Below are 12,387 nucleotides of genomic sequence, written 5' to 3'. Positions count from 1 at the left end.
AGTATCCAGAGATGCAACGCCGTTTCCACGCCCCTGTCGTTCTCCCCGCCGACGCGTCCTGTTCGCTCCTGCGTGACGCGGTCGTCGACGTCGACACCGATGGGCGCATCTCCTACTGCGGACCGGCGGCCACCGCCCCCGAGTCCGCCGCACCGGTCACCACCCTGACCGGCATCCTGGTTCCCGGCCTGGTCAACACGCACGCGCACAGCCCGATGACGCTGCTGCGCGGCATGGGCGGCGACCTGCCGCTGCTGCCCTGGCTCAACGAGATCATCTGGCCCGCCGAAGCGAAGCTGCGGCCGGAGGACGTCCGCACCGGCATGCTGCTGGGCTCGGTCGAGATGCTGCGCCACGGCGTCACGACGAGCGCCGAGATGTACTTCGAAGGCGAGCAGCTGGTCGACGCCGTCCTCACGACGGGCGGCCGCGTGCTGGTCGCGCCGCCGGTGATGGAGCTGCCGGGCCTCGACTGGCGGGCCCAGCTGGCGGCGATCGAGCGCTGGATCGACACGGACGGCCTGCGCTTCGGCCCCGGCGACCGCATCGAGCTGGGCTACGGCCCGCACTCGGCGTACATGCTGTCCGAAGAGGGCCTGCGGGCGACGGCGGAGTCGGCTGCTTCGCGTGGCGCGCTGGTGCAGATCCACATCGCCGAGGCGGCTGCGGAGGACACTGCGGTTCGCTCGGTGCACGGCTCGGTGCCCGCTTTGCTGCAGAAGCTCGGCATGCTGGACGGCCGGGTGCTCGCCGCGCACGCGATCCACCTCTCGGACACCGACATCGCGCTGTTCGCCAAGCACGGCGTCGGCATGGCGCACTGCCCGGGCTCGAACGCGAAGCTCGCTTCGGGCATCGCGCGGATCAAGGACCTGCGCGACGCGGGCGTGGCGGTTGGCCTCGGCACCGACGGCCCGGCGTCCAACGACGACATCGACCTGTGGGAGGAGCTGCAGCTCTCGGCGATGTTCGCCCGCCTGGCGACCGGCGACTCGACGGTGCTGACCGCGGCCGACGTCTTCCTGCTGGCCACCCGCGGCGGAGCCGCGGCGCTCGGCCGGGACGACATCGGCGTGCTGGAGCCGGGCCGCTGGGCCGACCTGGTCCACATCGACCTCGACGACCCGGCGTTCGCGTGCGGCTTGGACGTACCGGACGTGCAGCTGCTGTCGAACCTGGTGTGGGCGGCGGGGTCGCGGCGGGTCCGGGACGTGTGGGTCGCGGGCGAGCAGGTCGTCGCCGATGGGGAGTCGCTTCGCGTCGATCGGGCGAAGGTCCAGGCCGGGGTGGCCGAGACCGCCGCCCGGCTGCGGGCTTGATACCCGGCTGCGGGCTTGATCCACGGCAAGCCGACGGCAGAACCCGCACCCCACCCAGACCTCCCCCCGCACCCCGATACGAAGCCAGAACACGGACGGCAGCGCCGGGTCAAGGCACGCTTTCCCGCCTTGACGCGGTGCTGCCGTCCGTCGTCACAATCCGGCTTCGGGGTGGTGGGCCGACGGAGAGCTACCTACTCTGCCGGGAGGGGCGGGGCTGGCCTGGGCTGGTCAGCGGGGCCGCAGGATGACCTCGGTCTGGTGAGCGTCCGGGGTGGCGGACACCGCCGTCACCACCGCGGTCGCCACCGAGTCCGCCTTCAGCAGGTGCGAGGTGTCGTAGTCGCGGCCTTCGCCCTTGAAGATCTCCTGCTGCATGTCGGTGTCCGTGCGGCCGGGGTAGACCGACGTCACGCGCAGCTCCGGCTCCTCCTTGCGCAGCGCGTCGGCGAAGGCGCGGACCGCGAACTTGCTCGCCGCGTACGGGGACCAGCCTGGACGCGCGTTGCGGCCCGCGCCCGAATTGATCACGACCACGTGGCCGCGGGCCGTGCGCAGGGCGGGCAGCAGCAGGCGGGTCAGCTCGACCACAGCCAACGTGTTGACCTCGAAGTTGTCCCGCCACGCCTGAGCCGTCGCCTCCTCGACGCGGCCGAGCTTGGCGACGCCGGCCGAGTGGACCAGCACGTCCAACGACTGGATGTCCGCGACCGCGCGTTCGAGGGACGTCGGGTCGGTCAGGTCGACGAGCCACGGCTTCGCGCCCGGAAGCTCCTTCGCCAGCGTCTCGAGCGCGGACGCGTCCCGGCCGCCGAGGAGGAGGCGGTGGGTCGGGGCCAGCTGGTGGGCGACCGCCTTGCCGATGCCGCGGGAAGCGCCGGTCACGAGGGCGAGGGGAAGATCCGTCGTCATGCCCCCACCGTAACTACGCGAAGCCCACGTCCACCGTCTGGTCGTCCCGCTTGTCCGGGCCGAGCTTGCGCGGCTCCGCGCAGCCCGTCGCCGGGTCGGCGTCGGAGTCCTTCGCGTCGTCGTCCGCGTCCTTCGTGGTCGGCTTGTGCCCCTCGGCGGTGAAGCAGACCTGGTAGCTGCCGTCTTCGAGGCCGGTGAATGCGTAAGCACCATCCGGACCGGTGACGACGCTCGTGCCGTTGTTCAGCGTTGCCTTCACCCCGGCCAGGCCTGGCTCGCCGGCGTCCTGCAGGCCGTTGCCGTTCGTGTCCGACCAGGCGAAGTCGCCCATCCGGTTCGTCGGCGTGACCAGGCCGAGGTCCACCGCGAAGTCCTCGTGCGACGGGCCGCCGACCGTGCGCGGCGCGGTGCAGCCGTCCGGACCCGCGTCCGAGTCGCGGTCGTCGGGCGCCGCGTCCTCGCTGGTCACCGCGTATCCCGACGGGACCGCGAAGCAGACCTGGTACGTGCCGTCCTTCAGCTTCTCGAAGCCGTACTTGCCCTTGTCGTCCGTCGTCGCGGTGCCGACCGTGCCGCCCGCACCGTCCTTCAGCGTCACCTTCACGCCCGCGACGCCCGGCTCGTCCGGGTCCTGGATGCCGTCGCGGTTGCGGTCCGCCCAGGCGAAGTCGCCGATCTTCGCGATCGCCGGCGGGGGCAGCACGGTGATCGTCGCCGACGCCGTCTTGTCGCCCAGCGTGCCGCCCGGGTACTTCACGCCGGTCACCTTCGCCGTGTTGACGTGCCCGGTGTCGGCCACCGTCAGGTTCGGGTGGTCGCAGGTCAGCGCCTTGTTCGCGCCCGCCGAGAGCGCGAACGGCTCGAACTTCCCGCTGCACCACGGGTCCAGTACCGTGATCCCGCTCAGGTCCTGCGTGCCGTCGTTCGTCACGGTGACGCGGTAGTGCGCGGTCTCGCCCGCGGTGACCGTCGCGAACGTGCCCCACGCGCCGGTCGCCGGGTTCTGCACTTCCTTCTTCACCGAGTACGCCGCGAGCTGCAGGTCGACGCAGTCCCAGCGCAGCCGTTCGGCGCTCGTCGTCGCGAAGAACTTCACCGCCGACGCCTTCGCCGGGGCCGTCGCCGCCGGGAAGTCCTGCCGCTCCAGCCGGCCATCGCCGGCGAAGTGGTCGGCGACCAGCTTGGTCTCCTGGACCTGGGTGCCGTTCACGTCGTAGAAGCGCAGCCCGGTCGCCGGCCCGGCGCCCGGCACGTACGAGCCCGTCGACACGCTCAGCGTGTAGACGCCGCCGGGGACGAACTTCTCGGTCGAAGCGGCCGTGCTGGCCCGGCCGTCCGGCGTCTGGATCACCGCGGACCGCTGCCCGTCGACGGCGAACGCCTGCTCGGTCAGCAGCCTCGGCGCCTTCGCGGGCGGCGTACCGGGCGGCACCGGCGCGGCCGGCGTGAAGACGTACGCATCGGGAGCTCCGTTGCGGGCCGTCTCCTCGACGCTCGGGTTGGCCGCGATCCCGCCGCACGCCGGCGCCGGGTCGGCGGTCGCCGCGGGCACCACCACCCCCGAAAACGCCACCACCGCCACTGCCACCACGCGCGCCGAACGGACCATGCCTCGACTATGGCGCGCTGTCCGGGCCCGCACCGGCCGAGAACCGTCCACTTAAGAGTGAAGTTCAGCCCGGTGCGGACCCAGTGCGTTAGCGTTCGCCGATGCGGCCCGGCAGGCCGAAGCGGCCCTTCTTCCACACCGAGACGATCGACGGCCGCGGCTGCGCGGTGCCGCCGTCGGGCCAGTGCGACGTCGGGTTCGCCGAGCTCGCCGCGTTCTCGCCCGGGTGCTGGACCGCGACGAGCACCACGTGGTCCGTCACGACCGGACCGCAGGTCTCCGCACCGACCGGCACCGAGAGGAACTGCTTCACGTGCCCGCGCTCCGGGCCGGTGACCGGCACCGAGAACAGGCCGTCGTTCGCGCCGAGCGCGTTGCCGTCGGTGGAGATCCAGAGGTTTCCGTGCCGGTCGAAGGCCACGTTGTCCGGGCAGGAGATCGGGCTGACCTGGCTCTTGTCGAAGCCGCCGAAGTAGGTGTCGGCCGCGGCGGGGTCACCGCAGACGAGCAGCAGCCGCCAGGAGAAGCGCGTCGACGCCGCGTCGCCGCGGTTCTCCTCCCACTCCAGGACGTGCCCGTTCTTGTTGCCGTTGCGCGGGTTCACCTCGTCGACGCCGGCCTTGCCCGCCGCGCCGCGGTCGGTGTTGTTGGTCAGCGCCGCGTAGATCCGGCCGTTGACCGGGTTCGGCTCGATGTCCTCGGGGCGGTCCATCTTCGTCGCGGCGACCTTGTCGGCGGCCTGGCGGGTGAAGACGTAGACCTCTTCGGCGGTGAATCCGTCCACAAAGGACTTGGTGCCGCTCGCCAGCGGGATCCACTCGCCGGTGCCGTCGAACTCGTGGTCCGCGGGGAGCTTGCCGGTGCCGTCGATCTCGGCGGCCGGGCTGTCGCCGGTGAAGCGGCCGACGTACAGCGTGCCCTCGTCGAGCAGCGCCGAGTTGTGCCGCCGCGCGTGGGCGCTGTTGCCGGGCTTGTACTTGCCCTTGGAGACGAACTTGTAGATGTACTCGAACCGGCTGTCGTCGCCGGAGTAGACGGCGACGCGGCCGTCCGCGGTGATCTTGATGTTGGCGGCCTCGTGCTTGAACCGGCCGAGCGCGGTGTGTTTGACCGGCGTCGAGTTCGGGTCGTTCGGATCGATTTCGACGACCCAGCCGAAGCGGTTCGGCTCGTTGGGCTCCTGCGAGACGTCCCAGCGCTTGTCGAAGCGCTCCCACTTGCGGGTGCTCGTACCGGTGCCGACGGTGTAGCGCTTGAGCCGCGCGGCCTCGACCGGGTCGGTGACCTTGTCGGCGTTCGCGAAGTACTGGTCGAAGTTCTCCTCGCCGGAGAGCACCGTGCCCCACGGCGTCACGCCGCCGGAGCAGTTGTTCTGGGTGCCGCGGACCTTGCGGCCCGACGGGTCGGCCGACGTCTTCAGGAACTTCGAACCGGCGGCCGGGCCGCGGACCTCGAAGACCGTGTCGAGCGTGATCCGGCGGCCGAACCGGCTCGGGACGACCGAAAGACCGCCGTGGATCGGGTCGCGGCGGGTCAGCAGCACCGACAGGCCGTGCGCCGCCCAGGCGATCTTGACCTGCTCCTCGGTCGGGTTCGCCGGGTCGTACTGGTCGGCCGGGAACATGTGGACCTCGGTCGTGTACTCGTGGTTGACCACGAGCAGGTTCGTCAGCCCCAGCGGGTCCTGCGGGATCAGGCCGACGAAGTCGTTGTTGTAGCCGAACTGCTTCGCCTGCGCCGCCGCCGTTTGCTTGGCGAAGTCGAACTTCGGGGCACCGGCGACGACCGGGTCGCCCCAGCGGACGACGACGCGCTGGTCGTACGCCGCCGGGATGCTGACCTGGTCGAGCTTGTTCGGCGGGACCGGGTCGAAGTCGGTCCCGGGAACCGGCCGCGGCTTCGGGCCACCGTGCCCGGGGCCGTGGTGGGCGGGCGCGGCCGCCGCGGTGCCGGACAGGGCGGCGAACCCGCCCGCGGCGGCGGCCATCACGGCACCGGCCTTGAACACCCGGCGGCGCGAGATGTCCTTGACGACGTCGCCGAAGTACTCGTTGCCGGATTCGTTGGCCTCGGGGTGGGCGCACGCGTTGCCGCAGCGGTATTCACAGGTGATCGGGGAGCGGCCGCCCGGGTGGGTGGGCAGCAGCGGGAGCAGGCGGTCGAGCACTTCGCCTCCATGGTGGGAGTTCGGGAACGAACCGAACCTAAGCTCCCAAAACCAGCCATTCCAGACATTCAGATGAACGGCGGGTGTACTGCTGCCCCGAATGGCCCCGTCAGAACTCTTCGCCGACGAGAACCGCCTCCTGCGGCACCGCGTGCGGGTCCGCCTTCTTCTCCCGCAGCGAGAGCAGCGCCCCCGCGACGACGCACAGCACGGCCGAGGCGATGAACGGCGCCTGCGGCGAGCCGAACCACTCGGCGACGTGCCCGACGAGCGTCGCGGCGACGGCGCCGCCGAGCCAGCGGCAGAAGTTGTAGCCCGCGCTGGCGACCGGGCGCGGCGCGTCGCTGATCGACATCGCGGTGCCGGTGAACAGCGTGTTCAGCAGGCCGGACACCAGCCCGGAGACGACGATCCCGGCGACCAGGACCGGCTTGCTCGGCACGGCGAGCACCAGCATCAGCACGGCGTAACCGAAGACGGCGGCCGCGGCGGCGTGCCGCTCGCCGAGCTTGGCGGCCAGCCGCGGCGCGAGGGCGACCCCGGCGACGGCGACGCACAGGCCCCAGCCGCAGAAGACCAGCCCGACGGCGATGGCGCTCCAGCCGAGGACGAACGGCGACCAGGCCAGCACCGCGAAGAACGCGGCCGTGTACAGCGCCGACGCGACGGAGGTCCGCAGCAGGCCGGGGTGCTTCAGCGCGCGCAGCGGGTCGAGCAGCTTGATCGGGGCGCGCTGCTCGCCCTTGTCGCTCTTGAGGAACACCGCGCACAGCACGAGCGCGCCGGCCATCAGGATCGCGGTGCCGAGGAACGGGCCGCGCCAGGAGATCGAGCCGAGCAGCGCGCCCAGCAGCGGGCCGACCGACAGGCCGACCCCGAGGGCGGCCTCGTAGAGCAGGATCGCGCCGGACTGGCCGCCGGTCGCGGCGCCGACGATCACCGAAAGCGCGGTCGCGATGAAGAACGCGTTGCCGAGGCCCCAGACCGCGCGCAGCCCGACGAGCTGCTCGATCGAACCGGCGGCCGAACAGAGCGCGGTGGCCACGACGATCAGCGTCAGCCCGACGAGGACGGTCTTCTTGGGGCCGAACTTGGCGCTCGCCGCGCCGGTGACCAGCATGGCGATGACCTGGACGCCGAGGTAGGACGAGAAGAGCAGCGTGACCTGCGACGGCGTCGCGTCCAGGCCCTTGGCGATGGACAGCAGGATCGGGTCGACCAGCCCGATCCCCATGAAGGCGATGACCGCGGCGAACGCGGTGATCCACACCTGCTTGGGCTGGCCCTTGACGGCGTCCAGCAGGCTCGAGTGGTGTTCAGCGCTCATCGCTGATCAGTTCCTCCTTTTTGGCATCAACGAGCAATTTGGCGAGGGCCGGGAGGGCGGCTTCGATCGCGGCGCGGTCGGTGTCGTCCATGGCGATGAGCCGCTCGCGGAGGAACTCCTCCCGGGCGGCCACCGTCTCGGCGTAGAAGCGGCGGCCCTCGTCGGTGACGTCCACGAGCACCGCCCGCCGGTCGGCGGGATCCGGCGTCCGGGTGGCGAGGCCGAGGCGTTCGAGCCGGCTGACGACGTCGGTCATCGACGGCAGCTTGACCTGCTCGAACTCGGCCAGCGCGCTCATCCGGCGCGGACCGCCGTTGACCAGCTCGCTCAGCACCGAGCCCTGCGTGAGGGTCAGCGTCAGCTGCGGCGTCTGCCGGCGCACCTGGTGGTACAGCCGGAAGACCAGCGGCCGCAGCCGGTGGGCGAGGTCGGCGATCGGGGAAGTCACTTAGCTATGCTAACAAAAATTAGTAAGGGTGGCTAAGTAAGTCGGCTCACAGGCTAGGCTCGGGGTATGGAAGCGGTGATCTTCGACCTCGACGGCGTCCTGGTGGACTCGGAGCGCATCTGGGACGAGGTGCGCCGCGCGGTCGTCGCCGAGCACGGCGGCACGTGGCGGCCGGAGGCGACGCGCGCGCAGCAGGGGATGAGCACCCCGGAGTGGGCGCGGTACCTCGTCGAGGAGCTGGGCGCGCGGACGACGCCGGCCGAGATCGCGACGCTGGTGGTCAAGCGGATGGCCGCGCGGTACGCCGCCGAGCCGCCGTTGATCCCGGGTGCGGTGGAGGTCGTGCGGCAGGTGTCGGGCCGGTGGCCGGTGGCGATCGCCAGCTCGTCGCCGGTGATCCTGATCAAGGGGTTCCTGGACGTGACGGGGTTGCCGGTCGGGGCGGCGGTGTCGTCGGAGCAGGTGGGGGCGGGGAAGCCGGCGCCGGATGTGTACTTGCGGGCGGCCGAGCTGCTGGGGGCGGCGCCGGGCGATTGCGCGGCCGTCGAGGACACGACGAACGGGCTGCGGTCGGCGTTGGCCGCGGGGATGGCGGTTTATGCGGTGCCGAACCCGCACTTCCCGCCGGACGAAGCGGTGTTGAAGCAGGCCACGGCGGTGGTGGAGAAGATCACCGACCTGCCGGGGGCGCTCGGGCTCAGCTGACGTCGAAGCGCACCGGCGGCCAGCCTGGGTCGACGGTGGCCAAGTACACCTTGCCCGGCGTGACGGCCCCGAACGGCTTCGCCGTGCTCAGACCGCCTTTCTCGTCGAACAGCCGGACCAGGCCCACCACCGCTGAGTCGACCAGGTAGACCGCTTTCCCGGGCGGCAGCGGCCCCCCGGTCTCACCCACGTATCCGGCGCGGATCCGTCCGGAGGAGATCGGCGCGCACGAAGGCGACTTGGTCGCGTACTGCGGCTCTGATTCGTCGAGCGGCTGGTTCTCCGGGACCGCGGCGACGCAGAACAACGTCTGATCGGGCGCGGGGACCGTGGTCGCGATGAACGCGTAGGGGGTCCAGCGGTCGGTCTGGCCGGCGAAGTCGATCAGCCGGACCGGGGTGCTCACCACCTTCAGCTCGCCCATGGGCTGGTATTCGGCCTGCGGGAGGGTGAGCAGATCGCCGGGGTGGGCCGGCGGAGCCGGGGGCGAGGCGTCGTTCAGCCGCGTGGCCAGCAGCACGCTCGTCAACACCACCAAGACCGCCGCCAGGGGGGCGACCACCACCGTCAACCGGCGGCGCCGGGGGCGGCGCTGCCTTCGCTGCTGCTCGGCCCACGCCGCGTCGAGGTTGGGCGTGACCTGGTCCGCCTGCTCCCGCAGGGCGTCGGCCAGCTTGCGTTCGAGGTCGGTCATCGCTCACCTCCCGGCTCTTCCCCCAGGTGCTTGCGCAGGTTCTCCATCGCGTGGTGCGTGGTCGCCTTGACCGTCCCGGGTGAGATACCCAGGGTCTCCGCGATGCCCGCCGTGCTGAGGTCCAGCCAATACCTCAGCACCAGCACCTCGCGTTGGCGACGGGACAATTTCCCCAATACCTCGCGCAGCCGCTCGTGCTCCCAGTTGGCCACCGCCCGGACCTCGGCCGACAGCTCGTCCGGCGGCCGTTCCTGTGGGGTTCGCCGCACCACGCGCAGGTGCCGCGTGCGCGACCGGGACATGTTCACCACGGTCGTGCGCAGGTAGCCGGCCACCCGCGTGTGGTCCGACAGCGTGTCCCAGCGCTGGTGGAGCTTGACGAACGCCTCCTGGGCGACGTTCTCCGCGTCGTCCGCGCCGAGCAGGTGCGCCAGCCTCGTCATCTGGGCGAAGTACTCCCGGAACAGGTCGTGGAACGTCGGCGCGCCCAGGTCCCCCGGCGCGCTCTCGCCCACGCTCGCACTCACGCCCCGCCAACGCCCACCCCGCCCCACCGGTTTAGTGCACCATGCGAAGAAGGCCGCCACCAGCGGTGACGGCCTTCTTCCAAGAGTCTGCTTACCGCTCGACCTCGCCGCGGATGAACTTCTCGACGGCGTCACGCGCGGTCGCGTCGTCGTACTGCTCCGGCGGCGACTTCATGAAGTAGGACGACGCCGACAGGATCGGGCCGCCGATGCCGCGGTCGAGCGCGATCTTCGCCGCCCGGACCGCGTCGATGATGATGCCCGCCGAGTTCGGCGAGTCCCACACCTCGAGCTTGTACTCCAGGTTCAGCGGCACGTCACCGAACGCGCGGCCCTCGAGCCGGACGTAGGCCCACTTGCGGTCGTCGAGCCACTGCACGTAGTCCGACGGTCCGATGTGGACATTGCCCTTGCCGAGGTCGCGGTCGACCTGCGACGTCACCGACTGGGTCTTCGAGATCTTCTTCGACTCGAGCCGCTCGAGCTCCTTCATGTTCAGGAAGTCCATGTTCCCGCCCACGTTGAGCTGCATCGTCCGGTCGAGCTGGACGCCGCGGTCTTCGAACAGCTTCGCCAGCACGCGGTGCGTGATGGTGGCGCCGACCTGGGACTTGATGTCGTCGCCGACGATCGGGACGCCGGCGTCGGTGAACTTCTTGGCCCACTCGGGGTCGGAGGCGATGAACACCGGCAGCGCGTTGACGAACGCCACGCCGGCGTCGATCGCGGCCTGGGCGTAGAACTTGTCCGCCACCTCGGAGCCCACCGGCAGGTACGACACGAGCACGTCGGCCTGCGCCTCGCGCAGCGCGGCGACCATGTCGACCGGGGTCTCGTCGGACTCCTCGATCGTCTCGCGGTAGAAGCGGCCGAGGCCGTCGTGGGTGTGGCCGCGCTGGACGGTGACGCCGAGCGGCGGCACGTCGGCGATCTTGATGGTGTTGTTCTCGGAGGCGAAGATCGCCTCGGACAGGTCGCGGCTGACCTTCTTGGCGTCCACGTCGAACGCGGCGACGAACTCGATGTCGCGGACGTGGTACCCGCCGAAGTCGACGTGCATCAGACCGGGGACGCGGGTGGCCGGGTCCGCGTCGCGGTAGTACTGGACACCCTGGACCAGCGACGCCGCGCAGTTGCCGACGCCCACGATGGCCACCCGTACGCGGCGGTTCTCGCCCATGGGGGTTTCTCCTTCAATCCGTGTCTGTTCAGTAGGTCTGGTGCCGCGACGCTGCGGCCCGCGCCGGGCGGCTCAGGTCTCCGGACCCTGCCGCTCGGCCTGTTCGTGCGCGATCAGCTCGTTGAGCCAGCGCACCTCCCGCTCGCTCGTCTCCAGCCCCAGCCGGTGCAGCTCGCGGGTGTAGCGATCGATCTTCTCCTCGGCCCTGGCCAGCGCCGCCCGCATGCCCTCGCGGCGTTCTTCGACGCGGCGGCGGCGGCCCTCGAGGATCCGCATCCGCACGTCGGCCGGGGTCCGCGAGAAGAAGGCCAGGTGGACGCCGAAACCCTCGTCGTCCCAGGTCTGCGGCCCGGCGTCGCCGAGCAGCTCGCCGAAGCGCTCCTTGCCCTCCGCGGTGAGCTTGTAGACCCGCCGGCCGCGCCGCGACCACGCCCGGTCGTCGGCCTCGTCCAGCTCTTCGACCAGGTACCCGGCCCGCAGCAGCTTCCGCAGGGTCGGGTACAGCGAGCCGTACGAGAACGTCCGGAACGTGCCGAGCGTCTCGTGCAGCCGCTTGCGCAGCACGTACCCGTGCATGGGCGCCTCGTGCAGAAGACCGAGGATCGCGAACTCCAGCACAGCGCACCCCCTTCCGGGAACAAACCGAGACGACCCGCGTTGCTCCGAACGAGCGCCTCGATCAAACCTACTCAGCCACTATATCGCGCCGATACATCGAAGTGGCGAAGCCAACAGGCGCCCTCACTCTGGAGTGGGGGAAATTCACCGGAGAGTTATCGAACGTCCGGCGTGTCCGTCCCGGTCGTGAGGTTGGTCGCGCTAGGGGGCGTGGACGACACAGGAAGAGCCCGTACTCTGTCCTGGTGATTAACCAGCGGCAGGTCGTGGACTACGCGTTGCAGCGCCGTGCGCTGCTCGCCGAAGTCCGCTCCGGGCGCGTCGGCAGCTATGAAGCCTGCGACGCGAGCCCGTACCTGCTGCGGGCGGCTAAGTTCCACGGCCGGGCCGGTGACCAGCCCTGTCCGATCTGCCGCCAGGAGCCGCTGACCCTGGTGTCCTGGGTCTACGGCGACGAACTCAAGCACGTCGCGGGCTCGGCGAGGACCCCCGAAGAGCTGGCCAGGATGGCCGGCCTGTTCGCCGAGTTCACCGTGTACGACGTCGAAGTGTGCCGCGCGTGCCACTGGAACCACCTGGTCCGGTCGTACGTCCTCGGCACGGGGGAGCCGGCCGACGGTCCGCGAAGGACCGCAGGCCGGTGAGCTGGATCACTACCGCTGAAGAGCGCAGAACGGCGCACTACCGGGTGCCGGTCTGGGAGGCCCATTCGTGAACGACGACCGCAACCGCTCCTGGCCCGGCCAGGAGCCAGATGCACCTCGCCGTGCCCAGTCAGGCCCGTGGCCGGGGGAAGACCCCGGACCGGCGTGGCCCGGCGAAGAAGCCCCCCGCCGGCCACGCGGTGAATCGGCTCAGCGTGGGACGCCGCCCCGCGGCAA

Annotated in this window: 12 protein-coding genes; 3 read left to right on the top strand and 9 right to left on the bottom strand. The window is 70.9% G+C overall.

Translation table 11 applies throughout. From position 1 onward, the window contains the following. Positions 1-11: 11 nt before the first annotated feature. Entirely contained in the window at positions 12-1,319 is a 1,308-nt protein-coding gene (locus tag BLV96_RS17895) for an amidohydrolase family protein (RefSeq protein ID WP_086680471.1), read from the top strand. A 231-nt stretch (positions 1,320-1,550) separates the two neighbouring features. Here BLV96_RS17895 and BLV96_RS17890 read toward each other — a convergent pair whose 3' ends face one another. From BLV96_RS17890 to BLV96_RS17870, 5 genes are all read right to left on the bottom strand, one after another. Then, on the bottom strand, positions 1,551-2,231 hold the full coding sequence (locus BLV96_RS17890; protein ID WP_086680469.1) for an SDR family oxidoreductase: 681 nt from the start codon (positions 2,229-2,231) through the stop codon (positions 1,551-1,553). A 13-nt stretch (positions 2,232-2,244) separates the two neighbouring features. Beyond that, positions 2,245-3,840: a DUF7850 domain-containing protein gene (locus BLV96_RS17885; protein WP_086680468.1), complete on the bottom strand. Its 1,596-nt coding sequence runs from the start codon at positions 3,838-3,840 to the stop codon at positions 2,245-2,247. An 88-nt stretch (positions 3,841-3,928) separates the two neighbouring features. Beyond that, positions 3,929-6,007, bottom strand: a complete 2,079-nt coding sequence (locus tag BLV96_RS17880; RefSeq protein ID WP_086680465.1) for a PhoX family protein — start codon at positions 6,005-6,007, stop codon at positions 3,929-3,931. A 109-nt stretch (positions 6,008-6,116) separates the two neighbouring features. Continuing rightward, positions 6,117-7,334, bottom strand: coding sequence for an MFS transporter (locus tag BLV96_RS17875; protein ID WP_086680463.1), 1,218 nt, complete (start codon positions 7,332-7,334; stop codon positions 6,117-6,119). After that, positions 7,324-7,782, bottom strand: a complete 459-nt coding sequence (locus BLV96_RS17870; RefSeq protein WP_086680461.1) for a MarR family winged helix-turn-helix transcriptional regulator — start codon at positions 7,780-7,782, stop codon at positions 7,324-7,326. The genes BLV96_RS17875 and BLV96_RS17870 overlap by 11 nt, the downstream gene beginning before the upstream one ends. A 66-nt stretch (positions 7,783-7,848) precedes the next feature. Between BLV96_RS17870 and BLV96_RS17865 the strand changes: the two genes are divergently transcribed. After that, positions 7,849-8,487, top strand: a complete 639-nt coding sequence (locus tag BLV96_RS17865; protein ID WP_091389331.1) for an HAD family hydrolase — start codon at positions 7,849-7,851, stop codon at positions 8,485-8,487. On the opposite strand, the gene BLV96_RS17860 is transcribed toward BLV96_RS17865, so the two are convergent. From BLV96_RS17860 to BLV96_RS17845, 4 genes are all read right to left on the bottom strand, one after another. Beyond that, positions 8,480-9,181, bottom strand: coding sequence for a hypothetical protein (locus BLV96_RS17860; RefSeq protein ID WP_086685285.1), 702 nt, complete (start codon positions 9,179-9,181; stop codon positions 8,480-8,482). The two genes, BLV96_RS17865 and BLV96_RS17860, sit on opposite strands and share 8 nt — an antisense overlap. Beyond that, complete coding sequence (locus BLV96_RS17855) at positions 9,178-9,708, bottom strand: RNA polymerase sigma factor (RefSeq protein WP_244180296.1); 531 nt, start codon at positions 9,706-9,708, stop codon at positions 9,178-9,180. The genes BLV96_RS17860 and BLV96_RS17855 overlap by 4 nt, the downstream gene beginning before the upstream one ends. A gap of 91 nt (positions 9,709-9,799) precedes the next feature. Further along, complete coding sequence (locus BLV96_RS17850; protein WP_086679620.1) at positions 9,800-10,888, bottom strand: inositol-3-phosphate synthase; 1,089 nt, start codon at positions 10,886-10,888, stop codon at positions 9,800-9,802. A gap of 72 nt (positions 10,889-10,960) precedes the next feature. Continuing rightward, on the bottom strand, positions 10,961-11,506 hold the full coding sequence (locus BLV96_RS17845) for a PadR family transcriptional regulator (RefSeq protein ID WP_086679623.1): 546 nt from the start codon (positions 11,504-11,506) through the stop codon (positions 10,961-10,963). A gap of 245 nt (positions 11,507-11,751) precedes the next feature. Between BLV96_RS17845 and BLV96_RS17840 the strand changes: the two genes are divergently transcribed. After that, positions 11,752-12,150 carry a DUF5318 domain-containing protein gene (locus tag BLV96_RS17840; protein ID WP_086679625.1) on the top strand — a complete coding sequence of 133 codons (399 nt, stop codon included), beginning with the start codon at positions 11,752-11,754 and terminating at the stop codon, positions 12,148-12,150. The last annotated feature ends 237 nt before the right edge of the window (positions 12,151-12,387 follow it).

It is taken from the genome of Amycolatopsis pretoriensis, from assembly GCF_900107925.1.
GTDB lineage: Bacteria > Actinomycetota > Actinomycetes > Mycobacteriales > Pseudonocardiaceae > Amycolatopsis > Amycolatopsis pretoriensis.
This window is presented reverse-complemented; position numbering and strand designations above follow the sequence as displayed.